Annotated in this window: 24 protein-coding genes; 10 read left to right on the top strand and 14 right to left on the bottom strand. The window is 69.4% G+C overall.

Annotation, left to right across the window (positions count from 1 at the left end):
* Positions 1-24: 24 nt before the first annotated feature.
* Both OG747_RS12750 and OG747_RS12755 read right to left on the bottom strand, forming a co-directional pair.
* On the bottom strand, positions 25-1,101 hold the full coding sequence (locus OG747_RS12750) for a Zn-dependent alcohol dehydrogenase (protein WP_405879432.1): 1,077 nt from the start codon (positions 1,099-1,101) through the stop codon (positions 25-27).
* A gap of 93 nt (positions 1,102-1,194) precedes the next feature.
* Positions 1,195-2,052 (bottom strand): MaoC/PaaZ C-terminal domain-containing protein, encoded by an 858-nt coding sequence (locus OG747_RS12755; protein WP_405879433.1) that lies wholly within the window; start codon positions 2,050-2,052, stop codon positions 1,195-1,197.
* A gap of 321 nt (positions 2,053-2,373) precedes the next feature.
* On the opposite strand from OG747_RS12755, the gene OG747_RS12760 reads away from it, so the two are divergent.
* Genes OG747_RS12760 through OG747_RS12770 form a run of 3 tightly spaced genes read left to right on the top strand, consistent with a single transcriptional unit; the run spans position 2,374 to position 5,351 of the window.
* A complete protein-coding gene (locus tag OG747_RS12760; RefSeq protein ID WP_405879434.1) occupies positions 2,374-3,303 on the top strand; it encodes an ATP-binding cassette domain-containing protein in 930 nt (309 codons plus the stop codon).
* Positions 3,303-4,022: an ABC transporter permease gene (locus OG747_RS12765; protein ID WP_405879435.1), complete on the top strand. Its 720-nt coding sequence runs from the start codon at positions 3,303-3,305 to the stop codon at positions 4,020-4,022. Before OG747_RS12760 ends, OG747_RS12765 begins: the two co-directional genes overlap by 1 nt.
* Positions 4,023-4,034: 12 nt before the next feature.
* Complete coding sequence (locus OG747_RS12770; protein ID WP_405879436.1) at positions 4,035-5,351, top strand: sensor histidine kinase; 1,317 nt, start codon at positions 4,035-4,037, stop codon at positions 5,349-5,351.
* Here OG747_RS12770 and OG747_RS12775 read toward each other — a convergent pair.
* Positions 5,329-6,879, bottom strand: coding sequence for an alpha-L-arabinofuranosidase B (locus OG747_RS12775; RefSeq protein WP_405879437.1), 1,551 nt, complete (start codon positions 6,877-6,879; stop codon positions 5,329-5,331). The genes OG747_RS12770 and OG747_RS12775 overlap by 23 nt on opposite strands.
* Before the next feature lie 306 nt (positions 6,880-7,185).
* On the opposite strand from OG747_RS12775, the gene OG747_RS12780 reads away from it, so the two are divergent.
* The gene (locus OG747_RS12780) at positions 7,186-7,818 is read left to right on the top strand and encodes a response regulator (RefSeq protein ID WP_405885523.1); all 633 of its coding nucleotides are present in this window, start codon (positions 7,186-7,188) and stop codon (positions 7,816-7,818) included.
* Between the two features lie 33 nt (positions 7,819-7,851).
* Here OG747_RS12780 and OG747_RS12785 read toward each other — a convergent pair whose 3' ends face one another.
* The 3 genes from OG747_RS12785 to OG747_RS12795 form a co-directional block, all read right to left on the bottom strand.
* Positions 7,852-8,688, bottom strand: a complete 837-nt coding sequence (locus OG747_RS12785; RefSeq protein ID WP_405879438.1) for a hypothetical protein — start codon at positions 8,686-8,688, stop codon at positions 7,852-7,854.
* On the bottom strand, positions 8,688-9,227 hold the full coding sequence (locus OG747_RS12790) for a SigE family RNA polymerase sigma factor (protein ID WP_405879439.1): 540 nt from the start codon (positions 9,225-9,227) through the stop codon (positions 8,688-8,690). Before OG747_RS12790 ends, OG747_RS12785 begins: the two co-directional genes overlap by 1 nt.
* A gap of 98 nt (positions 9,228-9,325) precedes the next feature.
* Positions 9,326-10,522, bottom strand: a complete 1,197-nt coding sequence (locus OG747_RS12795; protein ID WP_405879440.1) for a lipid-transfer protein — start codon at positions 10,520-10,522, stop codon at positions 9,326-9,328.
* A gap of 219 nt (positions 10,523-10,741) precedes the next feature.
* Here OG747_RS12795 and OG747_RS12800 point away from each other — a divergent pair, with 219 nt between their 5' ends.
* Together OG747_RS12800 and OG747_RS12805 are read left to right on the top strand one after the other, a co-directional pair.
* Complete coding sequence (locus OG747_RS12800) at positions 10,742-12,481, top strand: MFS transporter (RefSeq protein ID WP_405879441.1); 1,740 nt, start codon at positions 10,742-10,744, stop codon at positions 12,479-12,481.
* A 239-nt stretch (positions 12,482-12,720) separates the two neighbouring features.
* Positions 12,721-13,383: a class I SAM-dependent methyltransferase gene (locus tag OG747_RS12805; protein ID WP_405879442.1), complete on the top strand. Its 663-nt coding sequence runs from the start codon at positions 12,721-12,723 to the stop codon at positions 13,381-13,383.
* Here OG747_RS12805 and OG747_RS12810 read toward each other — a convergent pair.
* Positions 13,310-13,840: a phage integrase SAM-like domain-containing protein gene (locus OG747_RS12810; RefSeq protein ID WP_405879443.1), complete on the bottom strand. Its 531-nt coding sequence runs from the start codon at positions 13,838-13,840 to the stop codon at positions 13,310-13,312. The genes OG747_RS12805 and OG747_RS12810 overlap by 74 nt on opposite strands.
* A gap of 59 nt (positions 13,841-13,899) precedes the next feature.
* Between OG747_RS12810 and OG747_RS12815 the strand changes: the two genes are divergently transcribed.
* The 3 genes from OG747_RS12815 to OG747_RS12825 all read left to right on the top strand — a co-directional run bounded on the left by OG747_RS12815 (position 13,900) and on the right by OG747_RS12825 (position 15,428).
* Entirely contained in the window at positions 13,900-14,109 is a 210-nt protein-coding gene (locus OG747_RS12815) for a cold-shock protein (RefSeq protein ID WP_405879444.1), read from the top strand.
* Positions 14,110-14,311: 202 nt separating this feature from the next.
* Complete coding sequence (locus OG747_RS12820; RefSeq protein WP_405879445.1) at positions 14,312-14,821, top strand: hypothetical protein; 510 nt, start codon at positions 14,312-14,314, stop codon at positions 14,819-14,821.
* Between the two features lie 310 nt (positions 14,822-15,131).
* The gene (locus OG747_RS12825; RefSeq protein ID WP_405879446.1) at positions 15,132-15,428 is read left to right on the top strand and encodes a hypothetical protein; all 297 of its coding nucleotides are present in this window, start codon (positions 15,132-15,134) and stop codon (positions 15,426-15,428) included.
* Positions 15,429-15,447: 19 nt separating this feature from the next.
* On the opposite strand, the gene OG747_RS12830 is transcribed toward OG747_RS12825, so the two are convergent.
* From OG747_RS12830 to OG747_RS12855, 6 genes are all read right to left on the bottom strand, one after another.
* Positions 15,448-16,089 (bottom strand): hypothetical protein, encoded by a 642-nt coding sequence (locus OG747_RS12830; RefSeq protein ID WP_405879447.1) that lies wholly within the window; start codon positions 16,087-16,089, stop codon positions 15,448-15,450.
* A gap of 853 nt (positions 16,090-16,942) precedes the next feature.
* Positions 16,943-17,353 carry a hypothetical protein gene (locus OG747_RS12835; RefSeq protein ID WP_405879448.1) on the bottom strand — a complete coding sequence of 137 codons (411 nt, stop codon included), beginning with the start codon at positions 17,351-17,353 and terminating at the stop codon, positions 16,943-16,945.
* The gene (locus tag OG747_RS12840; protein WP_405879449.1) at positions 17,350-17,655 is read right to left on the bottom strand and encodes a hypothetical protein; all 306 of its coding nucleotides are present in this window, start codon (positions 17,653-17,655) and stop codon (positions 17,350-17,352) included. Before OG747_RS12840 ends, OG747_RS12835 begins: the two co-directional genes overlap by 4 nt.
* A gap of 243 nt (positions 17,656-17,898) precedes the next feature.
* Positions 17,899-18,741 (bottom strand): helix-turn-helix domain-containing protein, encoded by an 843-nt coding sequence (locus tag OG747_RS12845; RefSeq protein ID WP_405879450.1) that lies wholly within the window; start codon positions 18,739-18,741, stop codon positions 17,899-17,901.
* Positions 18,738-19,478, bottom strand: a complete 741-nt coding sequence (locus tag OG747_RS12850) for a DUF6879 family protein (RefSeq protein WP_405879451.1) — start codon at positions 19,476-19,478, stop codon at positions 18,738-18,740. Before OG747_RS12850 ends, OG747_RS12845 begins: the two co-directional genes overlap by 4 nt.
* Before the next feature lie 136 nt (positions 19,479-19,614).
* Positions 19,615-19,806 carry a hypothetical protein gene (locus OG747_RS12855; RefSeq protein WP_405879452.1) on the bottom strand — a complete coding sequence of 64 codons (192 nt, stop codon included), beginning with the start codon at positions 19,804-19,806 and terminating at the stop codon, positions 19,615-19,617.
* 158 nt (positions 19,807-19,964) lie between these two features.
* Between OG747_RS12855 and OG747_RS12860 the strand changes: the two genes are divergently transcribed.
* Positions 19,965-20,699 carry a hypothetical protein gene (locus tag OG747_RS12860; protein ID WP_405879453.1) on the top strand — a complete coding sequence of 245 codons (735 nt, stop codon included), beginning with the start codon at positions 19,965-19,967 and terminating at the stop codon, positions 20,697-20,699.
* A 189-nt stretch (positions 20,700-20,888) separates the two neighbouring features.
* On the opposite strand, the gene OG747_RS12865 is transcribed toward OG747_RS12860, so the two are convergent.
* Positions 20,889-21,152, bottom strand: coding sequence for a hypothetical protein (locus OG747_RS12865; RefSeq protein ID WP_405879454.1), 264 nt, complete (start codon positions 21,150-21,152; stop codon positions 20,889-20,891).
* Positions 21,153-21,246 lie beyond the last annotated feature (94 nt).

Raw genomic sequence — 21,246 nt, forward strand, 5'->3', positions numbered from 1 at the left:
AGCAATCGTGGGCAATCGTGGGGGTCAGATTTCGATGCACGTACGCAGCGCGGTGCCCGTCCGCATCTGGTCCAGCGCCTCGTTGATCCCGGACAGCGGCACCCGGTGGGTGATCAGGCTCTCCAGGTCGATACGGCCCGCGCGCCACAGGGCGACCGTCCGCTCGTACGACCGCAGGACGTCTCCGCCGCCGTACATGGACGGCAGGATCCGCTTCTCGTCGAAGAACAGCTCGAACATGTTGAGCTGCAGGAAGTCGTCCATGGCGCCCGCGCCGACGATGACGAGGGTGCCGCCGCGGCGGGTGTTCTCGTACGCGGTGCGGGCGGTGGCGGAGCGGCCGACGACCTCGAAGACGTAGTCGAAGCCCTCGCCCGCGGTGATCTCCTGCTTCGCGCCCGGGAGTTCGTCCGGTGCTACGGCCCTGGTGGCGCCGAACCTCAGCGCGGCCTCCCGGCGCGAGGCGACCGGGTCCACGGCGACGATCTCGGCGGCACCCTTGAGCCGGGCGCCCTGGATCGCGGAGATGCCGACGCCGCCGCAGCCGATGACGGCGACCGACGAACCGGCTTCCACGTCCGCGGTGTTGAGCGCGGCGCCCAGGCCTGTCGTCACCCCGCAGCCGATGAGGGCCGCGATGTCGAAGGGCACGTCGTCCGGGATCGGCACGGCGGAACCGGCGTCGACCACGACCTCCTCAGTGAAGGTGCCGGTACCGGCGAAGCCGAAGACATCTCCGCCGGGGCGCCTGAAGTTGGGCGTGCCCGCGTTCATGAACCCGGCCAGGCACAACTGGGTCTGGCCGCGCTTGCAGGCGGGACAGACACCACAGGCCGGCAGCCAGCAGACGACGACCCGGTCGCCCGGCTTGAGGTGGGTGACGCCCTCGCCGACCTCGACGATCTCCCCGGCACCCTCGTGGCCGGGTACGAACGGCGCGGGCTGCGGCAGTACGCCGCTCATCGCGGACAGGTCCGAGTGGCACAGCCCGGTGGCCCGCACCCGGATCCGCACCCTGCCCGGCCCGAAGCCCACCGCCTCGATGTCGTCGAGGACTTCCAGCTTGTCCTGGCCTATCTCGTGCTGTACGGCTGCGCGCATGGTGCGGCTCCCCTCGAAACGGGCTGGTCGAACGGTGGGGCGGGTCAACGATGGGCGGTTCAACGAGTGGGCTGGTCAACGGGTGGGCTGGGCTCAGGAGTGTGCGACGACGGTGTCGGCGAGGACGGGCGCGTCGCCCTGTTCGACGGCGCTCACGGCCACCCGGACGCTGCCGTCCTGCCGCCACATACGGATGCGCAGGGTCTCCCCCGGGTACACGACCCCGGCGAAGCGCGTGGTGTACGAGCGGACGCGCGCCACGTCCCCGCCGAGCAGCGTGTCGACGACCGCCTTGAGCGTCATCCCGTACGTGCACAGCCCGTGCAGGATCGGCCGGTCGAACCCGGCGAGCTTGGCGAACTCGGGGTCGGCGTGCAGCGGGTTCCAGTCGCCGGAGAGCCGGTAGAGCAGCGCCTGCTCCTCGCGGACCGGGCGCTCGACGGTCCGGTCCGGCGGACCCGTCGGCTCCTCGAGGCGGGTCGAGGGGCCGCGGTCGCCGCCCCAGCCGCCCTCTCCCCGTACGAAGATCTGGGCGTCGTTCGTCCACAACGGGCCCTCGGCGTCGGCGACTTCGGTGCGCATGACGAGGACGGCCGCCTTGCCCTTGTCGTAGACGGCGGCGATCCGCCCGGTGGCCACGGCCTTGCCCTCGACCGGGATCGGGCGGTGCAGCTCGATGGTCTGGCCGCCGTGCAGGACACGGGCGAGGTCGACGTCGACTCCGGGCATGGACAGGCCGCTGATCACTCCGGGGGAACCGGCGCCCGCGACGGTGGCGAAGCTCGGCAGGACGTGCAGCTTCGATTCGAGGGTGTAGCGCAGCTCGTCGGGGTCCGTCGCCGGAATGCCCGCTCCGAGGCCGAGGTGATAGAGCTGGACGTCCTTGCGGTCCCAGGTGATCTCACCGCTGCGGGGTTCGGCGGCGAGGGCCTTGGCGGCGTCGATGGGCATGGGGCTCCTGATCAGTAGCGCGCGAAAGACCTCGGTGCGGCCGTCCGCACCGTCGGCCGCACCGAGGTCGACACTGGGCCACGGAACCCGCCCGTTCTAGAACGCGTTCCAGTACGGCGACCCCCTGTATAGCCCAGCGCCCAGTAGTTGTGAAGACTACTGACGCCATGTCAGATCCTTGAGCACCAGGAGTCGGGCGTCGGGCGTCGGTCATGACATTTGTCCCGGCCGATTGCCCACAAGTGCCTCTGCCGGGCGCGGCTCCCGGCCCATACCGTCGTAGGCATGACACGGACGACGGGGACGGCAGGAACGACAGGAATGACGGGGACCACGGGGACGGCCGGGATCACGGAACCGGAACCGGCCGTGTCCTTCACGGGGACGGTCAGGACGTTCGGCGCGGTGCGCGCCGTGGACGGTGTGGACCTGGAGATCGCGCGCGGCGAGACCGTGGCGCTGCTGGGCCGCAACGGCGCGGGGAAGTCGACCACGATCTCCCTGCTCCTCGGGCTGAACGAGCCGGACGAGGGGGCGGTCGCGCTCTTCGGCGGCCGCCCGGAGGCGGCGGTGCGCGCCGGGCGGGTCGGCGCGATGCTGCAGGAGACCCGGCCGGTGCCCCGCGTCACCGTCCGGGAGCTGGTCTCCTTCGTGGCCGGCCGCTATCCCGCGCCGCTGCCGGTCGCCGAGGCGCTACGGCTCGCGGGGATCGCGGAGCTGGCCGGGCGGCGCGTCGACCGGCTCTCCGGCGGACAGTCACAGAGGGTGCGGTTCGCGGTGGCGCTCGCCGGGAACCCCGACCTGATCGTGCTCGACGAGCCGACCGCCGCGCTGGACGTGGAGGCGCGACACGCGTTCTGGGACTCGATGCGGGCGTACGCGCGCCGCGGGCACACCGTCCTGTTCTCCACGCACTACCTGGAGGAGGCCGACGCGCGCGCCGACCGGATCGTCGTCATCGACCGCGGCCGGATCGTCGCCGACGGCACCGGCGAGCAGCTCAAACGGGCGGTGGGCGGCAACCTGGTCTCCTTCGACCTGGCGGGCCGGGGCACCGAGGGGCTGACTCTGCTGCCCGGTGTGGTGTCGGTGGAGGTGCGCGGGGACCGGGCCCTGCTGGGCACCGACAACTCGGACGCGACAGTGGTCGCGCTGGCGGAGCTGGGTGCGATCCGCGGCCTGGAGGTCGTCCCCGCGTCTCTGGACGACGCGTTCATGGCGCTCACCTCGCATGCTCTGGAGACGGTGTGATGCTGGACTATCTGCGGCTGGAAGTGCGCCGGACGCTGCGCGACACCGGCTTCGTGATCGGCGGTATCGCGATGCCCGTGATGATGTACCTCCTGCTCACCAACCTCGGTGACGGCGGTGACGGCAGCTGGAAGACCGGCTCGATGATCGGCATGGCCGCGTACGGCGCGGTCGGCTCGGCTCTGAACACCGGCGGCGGAGTCGCCGAGGACAAGGTGGTCGGCTGGCTGCGGCAGTTGCGGGTGACGCCGATGACACCGCGCGAGGTGGTGCTCGGCCGGGCGCTCACCGGCTCGGTGACCGTGTTGCCCGCGATCACCGCGGTGCTGATGGCCGGCGGCCTGGTCAACGGCGTACGGCTGGACGTCTGGCAGTGGGCGGCGATCGCGGTGCTGCTGTGGCTCGGCTCGATCCCCTTCACCCTGCTCGGCCTCGGCAACGGCTACCGGCTCACCGCCCAGACGACCGGGGTCGCGAACATGGTGTGCAACCTGGGACTCTCGGTGGTCGGCGGCCTGTGGTTCCCGCTCACGCTCTTCCCGGGCTGGCTCCAGTCCCTGTCTGCCTACACACCCACCTACCGTTTCGCCCAGCTCGGCACGTCCGTCGCCGACGGCAACGCACCGGCGCTCGGCGCGGTGGTGGTACTGACTGCCTGGCTACTGGCGTTCGGTTCGTACGCTGTGGTCTCGTACCGTCGGTCCGCACGGACCGTCTGAACGGGGGGGGACATGTCCTGGATACGAGAAGTCACCTGCCAGGTGAAGGGGTGGCGGGCGGCGCGGGCGCGCTGGAAGGCCGACATGGAACGGTTCAAGGCCGAGCAGCGGGCCGCCCGCGAGAACGGCGGGAAGATGCCGGAGAATCCGGGCCCGCCGCCCACCGGCTTCGCACTGCTGCCGTGGCTGCTGATGGGCATGGGCGCCTTCTCCAACCTCTTCCAGGGCAAGACGCCGCAACCCTGGATCGGCGCCCTGGGCCTGCTCGCCTTCAACTCCCTCTACATCTACGTGACGTTCCGCGCCTTCGTGAAGGAGAAGCGCGAGTCCCGCTCCACGAAGGTGGCGCTCGTTCTGATGGGCCTGGTCACCTGCGGGCTGGCCCTCGCGTACGGCGGCAACTGGCTGTACTTCTTTCCGCTGCTGGGCCTGGCCACCGGAGCCGTTCTGCGGGGCCCGTGGCTCGGTCAGTTCGGCCTCGGCCTGACCGCGCTCGCGGCGCTGGTCTCCTTCTTCCGGGCGGGCTGGGACGCGATCAACATCGCGTACGGCACCTTCCTGTCCACCATGGTGACGGCGGCGATCCTCTCCCTCTCCGAGGCGGTACGGGAACTGCGAGCCGCCCGCGAGGAACTGGCCCGCCGCGCCGTGGAGAAGGAACGCCTGCGCTTCTCCCGCGACCTGCACGACCTGCTCGGCCACACGCTCTCCGTGATCGTGGTGAAGTCGGAGGCCGCCCGCCGGCTGGCCCCTCGCGATCTGGAGGCGGCCCTCGTCCAGGTCACGGACATCGAGTCGGTCGGCCGCCAGGCCCTCACGGAGATCCGGGAGGCGGTCACCGGCTATCGCGAGGGCAGCCTCGCCACGGAACTGGACCGCGCCCGCTCCGCGCTGTCCGCGGTGGGAGTCGACCCGGTCGTACGGCAGTCGGGCCCGCCCCTCGTCCCCCAGACCGAGGCCCTCCTCGGCTGGGTGCTGCGCGAGGCGGTCACCAACGTCGTCCGGCACAGCGGCGCCACCCGCTGCGAGATCACCGTCGACGGCACCCCCGAACGCGTCCGGCTGCACATCACCGACAACGGCACCGGCGTCTCCCTCCAGAAGCCCGCCCATCGGGTCGACGGCATCGGCGGCACCGGACTGATCGGCCTCACGGAACGCCTCGCGGCAGCCGGGGGTTCGCTGAAGGCGGGACCGGCGCCGGGCGGCGGCTTCACCGTCACCGCCGAACTCCCCCGGGAGTCGGAACTCTCCCTGGAGTCCGAACTCCCGCGGGAGCCGGCGGATGTGCGGGATTCCGCGGCCGCTACGGCGCCCAGGGCTGGCTGACGACCCAGCTCACGTCGTCCGTCCAGGACGTGGCGCTGTCCCAGGTGTTGGAGCCGCCGTCACTGGCGACGTAGACGTTGTAGTTGTAGTGGCGGATGAACTTGCTCGGGTAGTTGTACGACGCGAAGGAACTCCCCTGGCCGTTCTGGCCCGTTTGCGGGCAGAACGTCGCGTCGGATCTGAACTGTGCGGTGCCGTCCATGGGCTGCCGGTAGAGCCGGTAGTTGTAGTGCCGCAAGAAGTCCCCGGGGTAGTTCCTCGACTCGAAGGAGACACAGGAACTGCTCGCCAGGCCCCGGCGGACGATCCAGGTGGCGTCGTTCTTGTCGAGGGTCGAACTGCTGGAGGTGATCTGCGAGACGACCCCCGCGCCGGCCTGGTGGCGGATGTAGTCGGTCGTGCAGCAGGAGGTCGTCGCCCGCAGTGAGATCTCCGAACCGGGCGTCAGCGAGCCGGTGCTGCCGGTCGCACCGCCGTAGCCGACGGAGACGATGTTCGACTGCACGGAGTCGTCGGCGGCGTCCGTCGGGATGCCCGAGGTCATGACGCCCTCGAAGAAGGACCCGATGGAGCCGTTGCTGTTGTCGCCCCCGGTGCCCAGGACGATGGCGCCCTCCTGGTGCATGGGCGAGTAACCACTGGTGGTGGGTTCACCCCCGGAATAGGTGGTCGTGAGACTGCCCGATTGAGCGTTGCCGTATTTCAGCGCGAAATGGTTCTGGCCGTTGTTCTTCAGCAGTGCGGTCACGAAGGGCAGTGGCCCCGTGCCGGTGTTGGAGGAGTTCTTGCTGTAGCCGGAGTCCGACTGGAACAGCCCGTTCTCCAGGTCGGCCTGCACCCAGGGGCCCTGGCCGTAGCAGGGGGAGAACCAGCACTCGGTGCCGAAGTTGATCGCGTCCATGTGGCCGTTGCCGGTGTCCTGGTTGTTGGTCTCGGCATTGCCGTAGTCGAAGCAGCAGCTGCCGTTCACATGGGTGCCGGAGGTCACCATGTACATCCCCTCGGCCTGCCCGCCCACGGCGACACCCGACGTCGCGTTGTTCCGGTAGCCCATGCCGGCCGAGATCTCCAGGCCGTAGACCTGGTGGCCGCCGACGGTCACCGGCAGCGCGTCGGCGGGCGCGCCGACATCGGCCTTGCCGGCGCCGCCCGCCCCCTCGACGGTGAGGTCGTTGTGGCGCGAGGACTGGTCGTAGATCCGGGTGATGATGCAGGTCGTGCCGGTGCAGAAGGAGTCCTGCGCCGCCGCGTTCGCGTATCCGCCGGCCGACAGGAGACCGATGTTGGCGGTGGCGCCGTCCGAGGCGCGCTGCACCTGGTAGAGCGAGCCGCTGTACGACGAGTAGAGCGCCCTGGCGAGGCTGTGCGCGGCGACACAGGGTGTGCCCGCGGCGGCGTAGATGTCACAGGGGAGCGAGCCCGCGGCGGCGGCCCCCGGAGCGCCGACGGCGAGCGCGATAACGGCCGCCAGCACCGACAGCACGGCCAGGGCCGCGCTTCTCAGCCGCCGTGGTCTGGGGCGCGACATTCTTGGGAACACGGTGCACCTCTTCCGTTCCTGGTAGGACAGTGCGGGTACTCGGTCGAAATACCGGACATCGTTCGATCGAAATACCGAACCCATTCCCGGTCGAAATGTCGAACGTTTGCGAAAATCGACCCGACATAGGAATGGCAAAGGCGATCACGGAATGTCGAGGCGATTGTTTGCCCGGAGTCAAGGACCGTCAAGACGCGCGGAGTCGAACAATGGAGAGTTTTTAATGACCGGCGAAGCGAGCACCACCACGGGTCATGAGCCCTTCCTCGCCTTACGCTTGGCCCCGTGAACGAGATGCCCCGGGACCACCGGCCCACGAAGTCCGTGCGTGTCCTGCTTGCCGAGGATCAGGGAATGATGCGGGGCGCACTCGCCCTGTTGCTGGGGATGGAACCGGACATCGAGGTCGTCGCCCAGGTGGCGGCAGGCGACGCCATCGTGGACACGGCGCTGACGCACCGCCCGGACGTGGCGCTGCTGGACATCGAGCTGCCCGGGATGAGCGGCCTCGACGCCGCCGCCGAACTGCGCGAACAGGCGCCCGACTGCCGGGTGTTGATCCTCACCACCTTCGGCCGGCCCGGGTATCTGCGGCGCGCGATGGAGGCGGGCGCCGCCGGGTTCCTGGTCAAGGACGGCCCCGTGGAGGATCTGGCCGAGGCGATCCGGCGGGTACTGACCGGGGAGACGGTCATCGATCCGGCGCTCGCCGCCGCCGCGTTGAGCGCCGGGCCCAATCCGCTCACCGCCCGCGAGTGCGACGTCCTGAAGGCCTCGGTGGACGGCGCGACCGTCGCCGACATCGCCTCGAAGCTCCACCTCTCCGAGTCGACCGTCCGCAACTACCTCTCCTCCGCGATCGGCAAGACGGGCACCCGCAACCGGATGGAGGCGATGCGGGAGGCACGTCAGCAGGGGTGGCTGTAGCTCCCTTCTCCCGGCCCACCTGGTCGGCTCACATCAGCCCGTCACCTTCACCGACTTGTAGCTCTTGCCTTCCGGGGCCAGACACACGAACCAACTCGGCTGGGAACCTTGGACAGGGCGGATGTACGGCTTGAAGTCCGGGCCGAAGCCGACGCCCTCGGGCGCACGCGGCACCTCGGTCGTCGTGCCGTCGTTCCAGGTGCAGGTGACGTTCCGCGCGGTCGGCGCGACGTCGCCGATCACCAGCCGGTTGGGGGCGCCGGGCTTGGCTTTGTCACCCGCCGGCAGTGGCATCGCATAGGAGGTCGGCATGTCCGTGCCCGACACGGACTCGCCCTTGACGAACTCGCCCCACGAAACCGTCGACGTGCGGTCGTCCACCGACAGACGCACGAAGTACCGGCTCAGGCCGACCAGATCCTTGGCTGTGTGCACGTCCGCCGTGGCCTCGCCGTAACCGCCCATCGCGGTCCACTGGACCTGCGCCTCCTCCGCGCTCTCCGGTGCCCCCCACACGTCGATGGTGACCCGCCACTCCTTGCCGCCCTCCGACCAGTTCGCCAAGGTGGTCCGCTGCGGCTCGTACACATGCCGCTCCTCGCCCGTGGGCGGCCGCGTCGCCACCGGCGCTACCCGGTGCCCGTCGCCGTCCAGCCCCCCGGCCAGCGCCAGCGTCCCCGTCGAACCGGCGATCACCAGCGCCGCGGCCGCCGCCAGCGCCCAGCGGCGGGCCTTGCGACGCCGGCCGCCGCGGACCACCGCCTGGTAGGGGGCTATACCGATCTCCACCTCGTCCGCGGCTTCAGCCAGCAGAAGGGCGATGTCCGTGTGCGTCGCCATGTCGTGATTCGTCTCCCGGTCCGCGCTCATCACTTCCGCCCTCCGTGCGTCACCATGTCGGCCAGTCCCGGTATGGCGCGGAGCTTCGCGATCCCCTTCGCCGCGTTGCTCTTCACCGCGCCCACCGAACAGCCCATCGCCTCCGCCGTCTGGCTCTCGCTCAGGTCCTCCCAGTACCGAAGGACCACCGCCTCGCACTGGCGCGGCGGCAGCTGGGCGAGCGCCTTCAGCAAGGCGCTGCGGTCGTCGGCCTGGGCGATCCGGTCACCGTGGTCCGGCAGCTCGCGCGAGAGCCCCGAGTCGTCCTTCGGCGCCAGGAACTCCTTGAGCCTTCTGCGGTGCTTCCGGGCATGCGCGTTGATCATCACGCGCCGTACATAGGCCTCCGGTTCGTCGGCCGCGCCGACCCTGCGCCAGGCCACATAGACCTGCTCCAGCGTCGTCTGGACCAGGTCCTCGGCGGCGTGCTGCTCCCCCGTAAGGAGAAATGCCGTACGCATCAACCGCGGCCAGCGGCCGATGACAAAGCTCTGGAACTCCTCGTCCCGAACCTGCTTTCGATCCCCCATGGGCACCCCCTAGATGTTCAAAGGAGTCCACGAGGACCGGATTTCGTTGCCTCAACGGGCGGAGATCTTCGCCGGCAGCCCTGCAAAGGCCGGCCCCCCTACTCCTCCCCCGCCCGCAGCAGCGTGACCACCGCCGCTCCGCCCAGCCCGATGTTGTGGGCGAGCCCGACCCGCGCGCCCGCCACCTGCCGGCTCCCCGCCTCTCCCCTCAACTGCCACACCAGCTCGGCCACTTGCGCGATCCCGGTGGCCCCGAGGGGATGCCCCTTGGAGATCAGGCCGCCGGACGGGTTCACCACCCAGCGCCCGCCGTACGTCGTGGCCCCCGACTCGACGAGCTCGCCGGATGCTCCCGCCTCGCACATCCCGAGCGCCTCGTACGTCAGCAGTTCGTTGATGGAGAAGCAGTCGTGCAGCTCTACGACGTCCACGTCGTCGATGCCGAGTCCAGACCGCTCGTACACCTGGCGCGCGGCCTCCCGCGACATCGGCTGTCCGACCACGTCGACGCACGAGCCGGACGCGAAGGACTCCTCCGTGTCCGTGGTCATGACCTGGGCGACGATCTCGACCGCCCGGTCCGCCGGCCCGTGCCGCTCCACGAACCGTTCGGACACGACGACCGCCGCGGCGGCCCCGTCCGAGGTCGGCGAGCACTGGAGTTTCGTCAGCGGCCGGTGCACGACCGGGGCGGCGAGGATCTCGTCGACCGTGTACACGTCCTGGAACTGGGCGTACGGATTGTTCGCCGAGTGCCGGTGGTTCTTGGCGCCGACGGCGGCCAGCTGCGCCTCGGTGGTCCCGTACTTCTCCATGTGCTCGCGTGCCGCGTCGCCGAAGATCTGCGCGGTGGGCGGGGACATCTCGAAGCCGTGCCGGGCGGCCATGATCCCGTAGTGCCGGGCCACCGGGGACGTCGCGAAGTCTCCCCCGTCGGCCCCACCCCCCAACGCGCCCCTCTTCATCTTCTCGAACCCCAGCGCCAGTACGCAGTCCGCGCCCCCGCCCTCGACGAACTGCCGCGCCAGCATCAGCGCGCTCGCCCCGGTGGCGCAGTTGTTGTTGACGTTGTAGACGGGAACGCCGGTCAGGCCGAGCTCGTAGGCGGCGCGCTGGCCGGCCGTCGAAGGCTGGAAACAGTAGCCGACAGAAACCTGTTCCACATCGGCGTACGTGATCCCGGCGTCCGCGAGAGCGCCGCTCCCCGCCTCCCGCACCATGTCCCAGTACTGCCATTCACGAGTCTCGGGCTTCTCGAACCTGGTCATCCCGACCCCGGCGACGTAGGCCTTCATGGCGCGCAAGAGTAGAACACGTTTCACTAACGTGACAGCCCCTGACGGGAGATCAGATCCTCACGAGAAGGTCAAGAATTCGTTAGTACGCCAAAGCATCGGAATAGTTGCCTGGGCATACGGGGTTTACCCGGCGCTCATCCCGCACGGCTCACCGACTTGTCCCGCACGGCCCACCCGCCGTTCACCCCATCTCTCCCGGCCTGGAGGCCTCACGTAATGACTCACACGACGACCGACCGGCCCACCCGGAGGCCCAGCGGCGCGATCGTGCCGGTCCTGGCCTTCGCGGGCATCGTTGTCGCGGTGATGCAGACCCTGCTCGTCCCGGTCATCAAGGACCTGCCGGAACTGCTGGGCACCGCACCCAGCAACGCCACCTGGGTGATGACCTCGACGCTGCTCGCGGGAGCCGTGGCCACGCCGATCATGGGCCGGCTCGGTGACCTCTACGGCAAGCGGCGGATGCTGCTCGCGAGCCTGTCCGTGATGGTCGTCGGCTCGCTCATAGCCGGTTTCACCAGCGAACTGCTGGTGATGATCGTCGGCCGCGCCCTGCAGGGCTTCGCCATGGGCGCGATCCCGCTCGGCATCGGCCTGATGCGCGACATGCTGCCCCGCGAGAAGCTCGGCGAGGCGATGGCCCTGATGAGCTCCTCCATCGGCGTCGGCGGAGGACTCGCGCTGCCGGTCGCGGCCCTGGTCGCGCAGCACGCCGACTGGCACGCCCTCTTCTTCCTCGCCGCCGGTCTCGGCGCCGTCGCGATCGTCCTGACCCTCGTCGCCGTACCGGAGTCCCCGATGCGCGCCGAGGGCACCTTCGACGCGCTGGGCGCGGCGGGCCTCTCCGCGGGCCTCGTCCTCTTCCTGCTGCCGATCACCAAGGGCAGCGACTGGGGCTGGAGCTCGGCCACCACGCTCGGCCTGTTCGCCGCGTCGGCCGTCGTCCTCCTCCTGTGGGGCGTGATGGAGCTGCGTGTGAAGGCGCCGCTGGTCGACCTGCGCACCACCGCGCGCCGCTCGGTGCTCTTCACCAACCTCGCCTCGATCATGGTCGGCGTCTCCTTCTACGTCGTCTCGCTCGTCCTGCCGCAGCTCCTCCAGCTGCCGAAGGCCACCGGCTACGGCCTCGGCCAGTCGATGGTGGTCGCGGGCCTGTGCGTGGCACCGCTCGGCCTGACGATGATGTTCACCGCGCCGGTCTACGCCCGGATCTCCGCCAAGTACGGCCCCAAGGTCACGCTGATCCTCGGCATGCTGATCATCGCGATCGGCTACGGCGCGGGCCTCGGCCTGATGAGCGCCGCCTGGCAGACCATCGTGATCTCGGTGATCCTCGGCGCGGGCATCGGCCTCGCCTACTCCTCGCTGCCCGCGCTGATCGTCGGCTCCGTCCCGGCCTCCGAGACGGGCGCGGCCAACGGCCTCAACACCTTGATGCGCTCCATCGGTACGTCGGTCTCCAGCGCCGTCATCGGCATGGTCCTCGCCAACACCGCGAACAACGTCGGCGGCGTCGCGATCCCGACCATGCACGGCTTCCGGGTCTCCTTCCTGATCGCCACCGCCGCGGTCGCCGTCGGCCTGCTCTTCGCCCTGCTCCTGCCGGGCCGGCCCCAGGCGACCAAGCCGCAACTGCGCGCCAGCAGCGAGGAGGACGCCGCGCTGGAGCGCGCCCGGGAAATCCTCGGCGGCTTCCGCGGCCGGGTCCTGGACGCCGACGGCGGCCCGGTCGCCCGCGCCAAGGTCACCCTGATCGACCAGCACGGCCGCCAGGCGGGCGCCGCGCTCTCCGCGGAGGACGGCAGCTACGCGCTGGCCGTACCGGCTCAGGGGGCGTACGTCCTCGCCGCCAAGGCCGCGGGCCACGGCCCGCTCGCCTCCTCGGCGACGCACTCCGGCGACGACCGCCCGGTCGACGTGGACCTCGCACTGCCGGGGGAGACGGTTCGGGCGTAGCCAAGCTCCCGCATCCTTTGTCCCCCTTGCATCCCCCGTGCACCCCCGTCGCTCAAGCGGCGGGGGTGCACGCGTAAGCGACGGACCGGCAGCGTGGGAGACCCTCAGACATGAACCATGATTGAGGTCAAGGCGCCGGAAGGCGCCCGCGAGGCACCGTGCCACCATGTGTCCCGCGGACCCGCACCCCCGCACCCACAACCCGCACAGGCACGACCCGCACACACTGGAGGAGCCCCATGCCCGCGGCACCCAAGCCGGAGATTCTCGCCGCCTTCGAGGCCGCGAAGGGGTTCATGCCGCTCCGTGAGGGGCTCGCGCTGTACGAGGCCGCCGTCGAGGCGGGCCGGCTGGGGCTGCCCCTCCTGGAGGTCGGCACGTACTGCGGGCGCTCCACCATCCTGCTCGCGGACGCGGCGCGCGCCGCCGGGGTCACGGCGATCACCGTCGACCACCACCGGGGCAGCGAGGAGCAGCAGCCCGGGTGGGAGTACCACGACCCGGCCACGGTCGACCCCGAGATCGGCCGGATGGACACCCTCCCCACCTTCCGCCGCACCCTCCACCAGGCGGGCCTGGAGGACCAGGTGGTCGCGATGGTCGGCCGCTCACCGCAGATCGCCGCGTTCTGGCGCACCCCCCTCGGTTTCGTCTTCATCGACGGTGGCCATACGGACGAACACGCGTCCGGCGACTACGAGGGCTGGGCCCCCCACGTGGCCGAGGGCGGCCTCCTCCTGATCCACGACGTGTTCCCGGACCCGGCCGACGAGTTCACCGGCCAGGCCCCCTACCGCGTCTACCTCCGGGCCCTGGAATCCGGCGCGTTCACCGAGATCTCGGCGACCGACTCGCTACGCGTCCTGCGACGAACGGCGGCGGGAATCCGAGGGCACGGTTAGAGTCGCAGTCGTCTTCGCGGGCGCCTACGACGAATTCCTTGACCTCGACGACGTTCCAGGGCTCGGCTCGCCGGTTCTCTCGCCGGTCGGCCTTGCGGGCCCTGCGCGGGACCTCGATGTACTCAGCGACATTGCGGCCCACGTACCGCTTGCGTACGGCGTAGCGCAGGGCCGCGCGGAAGCGGCCGAGGACGCCGTCGGCGGTCGGCGTACGCAGTCCGGTCCCCTTCGGGCCGCCGCGGCGTCGAGCAGACACCAGGAGCCAAGCGACCCACCGCTCGACGTCGTCCTCGGTGAGCTCCTGGAGGCGCATGTGGCCGAGGTAGTCGCGAGCGTGGAGCCCGGCCGTGCCCCATGGCGGCCGGGCGCAGTCGTGTCGCGTAGCAGCTCTCGTGGGGCGGCCTGTATGGGGGCGAGCACGGGAAGCCAGGGTTCGGTACGGGTGCGGACTGGGCATCTGGTGAACGCCAGTGCCCAATGGAAACGGGCTGATGACGCACGGGGAGGCCAACACGCATGAGCGAGCGAGTCAGCGGGGTAGTCCGATGGTTCAACCAGGTTCGCGGAGACGGCTACATCGACGGTGACGACGGCCGGGAGGCCCGCGTCCAACGCGAGGCCATCGAAGGCGGGACCTTCCTCGCCGAAGGGCTCAGGGTCACCTACGTGCTCGTAGGCGATGACGATGACGACCTGCATGCGGAGCACATCCGGATCGTCGAATAGGCCACCTCTGCGCTGGTGTTTCCGTCACCGTCGCGACGCTGCGCCCGGTTGTCACCCTCATGGCGGCCGGGCGCCGTCGTGTGCCGCGGTCCGTGGCAGCCACGGCGCCGACCCATCGTCACGTTCCGGCAACAACCGCACGCGCTCCGTACACGACTGCCACGGTGGCCGCACGCAACTTCCGCACCACCAGGGGGACATCGTGCGCCGCTTCGTCCTGCCCATCGCCGCCGTCCTGCTCGCCGGGCTCGCCGCCTGCGGGCCGTCCGACAAACCGAAGCCCGTGGATAACGGGAAGGCCAGTACGACGGCCAGCAAGCCGCTCGACGCCGCCTCCGCTTTCACACAGCTCTCCGGCAAGGTCGCCTCGGCGAAACTCTCCGGCACGGTCACCGCGGCCAACGATCCGAACCATCTCCTCGGCCGCCCGAACCAGTACACGTCGAAGACCACGTTCACCGACAGCCGGATTGCGGCAGCCGACGTGTCCGGGACGCAGCCCGGCGACGTCGACCGAGGTGGCGCCATCGAGGTGTTCGCCGATCCGGCAGGCGCGAAAGCGCGCGCCGCGTACATCCAGAGCATCGCGAAAGCCATGCCGGCGGTCGCCGAATACGACTACGTCCACGGCACGGTCGTCGTGCGCGTCTCGCACTACCTGACCCCGGCGCAGACCGCGGCCTACAAGACGGCCGTGGACGGGCTCGGCTGACAGCCCCTCGGCGAGGCCGGTTACGCTCGCGCTGTCCCGCCGTTGAGGGTGCTCGGGACCTGCCGGGGCCTCCGATAGGCCCCGGCTCCCAAGCAGGTAGGGCCACGGGAGATAGGGGGGCGCGTGAGCCAGTGCACGAAGACAACGACCAAGGGAACCCGCTGCAGTTTTCCGCTGATGGCCTGGCACGGCATCGGCCCTCATCCAGGGGTCTGCACACGCCACGCCCGAGCAGAAGGCTGCATCCACAGCGGCACTCGATATCCCCGTCGACCTCGCTACCGCTGACCCTGCCGCGGTGTTTCCCGGGGTGTCCATCACGCCGCAGCGTCTCGTCTGTGAGTCCATGGCCGGCTGGGTGGCCAAGATCCGCGGCACGAACGAGAAGTACGTGTACGCCCGCACGTTCCTCAGCCGTGGCCGCGACCAGCCTTACGGATGGCCGCTCCCCGGCACCGGCCTGTACGAGTGCCGAGCGATCGGCCCGCATGGGAAGTTCTCCTGCTTCTTCGAGGTCAAGGGGATGTTCCGCCGCAGGGTGCAGCTGGTACCCCCGGAGCAGGCCGCACGGATGGCTCGTCGGATGGGGCCGAAGCCCTCCGAGTGACTCGGGGACAGGGGCCGCGCTACGCGTCGGTGCTGCCGTCCCGGGCGCTCCCGATGGCCTGCCGGGCGCGTCCGGGCCTCAATCGCCGCCAACGAGATGACGGCGCGGTCGTCACCGGCACCACCGCCCGCCCGAACTGGTGCAGCGCGGTATCGAGTGCCTCCGTGGCCTCGATCTCGAAGACTGCCGCGAACAACTGTTCCGTGGCAGCAGCTACCCCCGAGTCAGGGTGCCGCAGCAGCGGAGCAGCCGCGGCGACGACTCGGGTCATCGCCGGCATGAGTGCACCGTCCACCCGCTTCTGCTCTCGTCGGTCCCGGCTGATGACTTCCGCTGCCGCGCCGAGTCCGGCAGCAATGGCCAACCGCTCCCCGCGGTCGTCCCGGGGAGCGACTGCGGCGGTACGTGCGAGCCCGCCGGCGCCTGCCAGGAGGGCCAGGAGGAACGATCGACCAGTCTCCTTCCAACTGCCCCACAGCAGCTTGTTGGTGCTGGCCATGGCGCGTACCTCGGAGACCGCGACGATCAGGGCGTCGGCTTGCGCCCGCACCGTGGCCCGGTCTGCCTTCGCGTCGGCGCGCTTCCTGGTGGCCGTCGTCACGGACCAGGTCAGGATCGCGCTGAGGATCGTCGTACCGGCACCGCTGAGAAACTGGATCACGGCGTGATCCTGCCGCCAACCCTCCGCCTGGAGCAGCCGATTCAAGAATCTCCCGTTCCCCACGGGCGGGCGCCGTATCTCGGGGCAACCCCCGAACCGCATAGGGGATGCGGTTGGGCACCCGTGACCTGCATTTTTTTGCGGCTGTACGGCATGTGTACGGCACGGCAGGGGGGCGAGAATTCCGCGGGTTCGGCGCCCCAGCTTTGATTTGTAACGCCTCTACATCTCGGTAACTTACCGTGACATAGCCGGGGTGCACTCGATGCTGCCGAATGGTTCTTATGGGTATTTTTGTCCAAGCGTTTTCCTTGATCACTACATTACATAGTGTCCGCTATATCCCGGGCATTCGTTACACGGTGGAACTCCAGCACAGTTACTCAGAGGCATAGAACCAGGCATAGGCAGCAAGTCGTTGCTGCGGTCTGGGGGGTCAACGTGTCAGTGCACTCGTCCGACTCGGGTGGTCGCCGTAGCGATCCTGAGGAGTCGCGGAATCTGAAACAGCTGTACATGGTGATCGCAGCCTTGGCCGCTCTGGTCGCCGGATTAGTCGCCGGAATCCTTGCGCATGCGGTCGGAGGGAAGTCGATCTATCAAGCTGTCGCAACTGGATCCGGCGTTGTCGTCATCGCGTTTGGATTGGGCCTTGCGGCTCTGGAGTATCTGTCGAAGCCCTGATCTACGGGAGCGGCCCCGGCTGGATCGGCGTCCGGCCGGGGCCTGATCCCGCCGATCCCCAGAGCTACGGGGTGCGGGGACGGGCGGGCGTTCGTGCGGCGGCCGCCCGACATTGGGATCGAGCGGCCGCCCCTTCTCGCAGCCGGACAGGGGAGCCGACGGCGAGAGCTCAGATCCGCGTGCCGACCGCGATCGTGTCGCAGCCGGACAGTTGGATCATGGCGCGCAGGATGATCGCAAGGCGCCGGTCATCCAATTCCATCACCCGGGCCAGGCCGGTCTGATGCGGGCCCGCGATCGACAGCACGAGGTCCACGAACGCCCGCTCGGCGTTGTCGAGGCCGAGGCCGTACAGGCGGTTGCCGAAGCGCTCCCAGGAGCAGACGAGCTTTCCCTTCTCGTTCTCCACGACCAGCGCTGTACGGACGTTGCCCCGCTCGAGGAGCTTGCCCTCGTCGACGAGCGCCTGGACGGCAGCCTTGTCGCGAGGGTGGGTCGCCGATTTCAGTAGCAGCTTCCCGATCGCGGGCGGTTTCTCCTCCTCGACGGTTGTGGTCTCGGGTGCTGTGGTCGTGGTCATCCGAATGCCTCCGCAGAGAGTCGGGGCCCGCCGCCGGGGCCGAGTGCGGCGCCGAGGAGGACAGGGTCGGTCAGCCGGCCAGATCCGTCGGGCGGCTCCAGCCACAGGCGGCAGTGCAGCGCGTAAGCCGCTGGTGGGCACTTCAGGGCCCAGCCCGAGGGGCGGACGGTGAGCTGCCGGACGTCCGCGAGTTCGTCGCCGACGGTGGTCGGCAGGAGCCACCACGCGAGGCCCGTTTCCACGTCCGCGAGGACGGGGCCGAGGCGGTTGCCGATGCGCTTCATGGCTTCCACGGATGGCATGAGTGGCGCCTCAGCTGCCCTCCAGTACTCGCCAGTGGTGAATGCGGCCAGTTCTTCGGAAGCCCAGGCGCGCTTCACGGCGGTCGGGCTGGCGGTGCAGGAGAGGAGCCAGTCTTGTCCTGCCTGCCGAAGCGATTGGGCGGGCTTTGTGGCCATGACCAGGACCGTAGGCAGTCCGATTGCGCTTCCGTTGATCGATTGCGCCGGATTGCTCGCGTAGGTGCCCCGCTTGGGGCTGCTTGCTCAGGCGAGGTCGAGAGACGCCCTCGCGCGGCCGATAAGACGCCGTGCAGGGGGCCCGTATTCAGCAGACTCGGCGAGCCAATCCCATGCCCGCTCGTACAGCCTGATGTCGTCCTCGCCGGTCAGCCACAGTTCCTCGCTGATGGTCTCGACAATGACGAGCCGCCGGTCGTAGATCCAGTAGGCGTGCGGAGCCGTACGCCGCAACTGCGCGCCGAAGGGGAGAATGCCGAGCTCCACCGACCGCAGCCCGACGATGTTGTACAGCCGATCCAGCTGCTCGGCCATCACGTCCGCAGGGCAAGACCGGTGGTAGAGCGCGGCCTCGCACACGAGGAACTGAAAACTCTTGCCCGGCTCGTACAGCGCCTCTTGCCTGCGGGTGCGCGCAGCGACGGCGGCCTCGGTGGTCGACGGGATGCTGCGGAACTCCGCGTTCGCGTCGAAGATGGCGCGCGCGTACTCCGGAGTCTGGAACAGTCCCGGGATCCGGGAGACCTCCAGGCCGCGGATCGTCTGCGTGGCCTCGGTCTCCTTGATGGCCACCTCTTGGCGGCCGCGGTGCCCGCCGGCGAGTTGCCGCCTCCAGGACCGGTGCTTCATCTCCAGTCCGGCGCGCAGTCCTTGGAGTTCAGCCTCGGCATCCGGGCGCCCGACTCCCTGCGCCCACGCGGCGATGTCGGGAGCGGTGGGTGTCTGCTTGCCGTTCTGGATCCTGGAGACCTTCGACGCCTGCCAACCGAGCTTCGCGGCAAGGTCTTTGCCCTCCATGCCGGCCTCGGTGCGCAGCTCGCGCAGCCGCGCACCGAGGGCCTCTCGCGACGACTGGAAGTCCGTGCTCACATGGCCGAACGTACCTGCTGCTGGAACTCGGCGGTACGGGTCGCGAAGTGCCAAGCGGTGTCCCTGGCCTGGCACGCGGCGAGTACTTCGGCAGGGTCCTCGGTGACGTACACGCCGAGGGTGGTGTCGTTGTCGTCGAACGCGAACCGTACGAGGGTCTTCGAGTCGAAGAGCCAGAAGTCGAAGTCCGGCAGGCGCAGCCGCTCGGCCTCGGCGCGCGGGAGGTTGCGGATGTCCTCGCCCGCGGCGACGTTCCCGAGACCGCTGGCGAGCAGGAACTCTTGCCCCTGGGTGGCCGGCGCGTCGACCAGGCGCACGCGCTCAAACCGCTTCCCCTGCGCCGTCTGCGCGCGGACGTTCTCACGCCACGCGTTGTCCGGGTCGGCGACGATGTCCTCGCCTGCCAGGAAGCGTGCCCACTTCGGGCTGTTGCGGTCGGAGGCGTAGCCCCGGCGGGTCTCAAGACGCCATGCCGTGTGCCGGAACTCCCGGAAGAGATGGGACACCTCGGCGAACGGCACCAGCTCGGAAGCCTCGGCCCGAGGGGCGTAGCGGGTGAGGAGCAAACGCGGAACCCGTACGAAGGTCTCGGACGCCTTGACGTCCCGCAGCGCGACGAGGTGCTCGGGGTCGGTCTCGCGTTCGCCCTGGACGAGGTACTCATCGGTCTCGGGGATCGCGTACAGGGTCGGGCAGTCGCCATCGTCGCTCGTCGTGCCGATGAACCTGAGCGTCATGTCGTCCTCCGTCTGGTCGGTTTGGAGATCTCAGGATGCGCGGGGCTCCACCGGGCCGCTGGCGGATTGCTCCGGATTGCGGGGACGCAGCGGCGCCGGTGGATTGCGCGCAATAGGAGCGGGCCAGGGTGGTCCGTCAGAAGGCAGCGAGGTGGCCGCGTCCCGGCGTGCCGCGGTCGGGGTCCAGCTCGTTGGCTGCGCGGATCGCATCGTCCATCAGGTGTCGCTCGTTGCTCGCCCCGACGGGGTTGACCCCGCTGTCTTCGAGGGCTCGGGCCAGGTCCCGCAGCAGACGGGCGAGCCGCTCGGGGTCATCGGCGTACGACATGAACTTCTCCTTCGGATGCGCGGTCAGCGGTGCACTGGGGGCGCACCGTAACCCCCTGCAGGACAGGAACAACAGGGCGTCACGCGTGGCGGGAGGTGTGTGCGATCGGATCGGTGGATCAGGGCGCGAATAACGCCCCCACGTGGAACACTCCAGCCGTGAAACTCCTGCGTAACCACCGTCTGTTGACGACTGTCATGACTCTCGCGACAGTCGCAGTCGGCACGGTCATTGTCCTCGGAGCCACTCTCGGCGGCTGGAAGCTGGGACTGCACACCGACGACCGAGCAATCATCGTGAATACCGCGCTGGTGATCGACACCTGCATCCTGACCGCTGTGGCCGCATTCCTGGCGCTGCTGGCCTACAGGGCGGCCACGGGCCTCCCCTCTCTGGATGTCGCGGTCACCTTCAATTTCAGCTTCCCGAACGAACCCGTCTTCGTAGCGGCGTCGGGCGACGATGACGAAGCGAGCAGCGGCGAGCAGCGCAGGATCTCCAACTTCAAACAGAGTCTCGCTACCGTGACGCTGACGAATTCGAGTACCTACGCGGCGAAGAACCCGGGCGTGCGGATCGAACTCGAGGGCCTCGGCGGCCGGGGAGAGCAGCCGGGCTGGGAACAGATTGCTTTCGTCACCACCGTCGGGATGACACAGATCCAGTGGGACGGCGGCACGGACAGCATCGTCCACGGCCAGTGGTCCCGCACCCTGCCGCGCCTGGACCTCGGCGATGTCCAGGAGTTGTTGCCCGGCGCGACCGCGCTTGTCGTAACGATCGTGGCCGATGGCATCACGCCGATCGTCAAGAGGCTTCCTGTCCGCATCCTGAGTTCTGACGAGTACAGCGTCTACACGGAGGATCGGGCCCGGCGGTTCGCGCTGACCTGAGCGGTCTGCGGGTCGCCGTCGGGGCCCGACCTCTGGCGTTACCAGCTTGCTCACCGGGTGCCAGCGTCGTGAGTGCGGCGCCACGCGTTGTGCGCCCGCCGGCCGACCCGCAGCCGGCTGACGGCGGGGGTGGGCAGCAGACGGCCCCCGTGACGGTTTCGCGTCTCCCGTCCGAGGGCCGTCGCTATGTCACTGGCGGACGACGCTGACGTTCCACGTAGCGACCCATCGGCCGTCGCCGTACTGGAGCTTGGCGGTGCATTTGTAGGTGTCGCCGTCACACGTGATGGACGTCACCGGCACCGGAGCAGCGGCCCCCGGTACAGCGGCGGCCGGAGCCTTGGCGGCGGGGTCGGCGGGCGCGGGGGCTGCGATGGCGGCCGGCGCTGCGATCGTCGCGGCGATCAGCGTTCCGGTCAGGAATGTGCCGGTGAGCAGTCCACGAGTGGACATCTATGTCTCCTCTTGCGGTCGACTGAATGGGGTGAAGCGGGAGGAATCCTCCTCGATCAACGGTAGTGATCATCTGATTGACCGCCAGGTGGGC

The organism is Streptomyces sp. NBC_01384, assembly GCF_045040035.1.
Classification (GTDB): Bacteria; Actinomycetota; Actinomycetes; order Streptomycetales; family Streptomycetaceae; genus Streptomyces.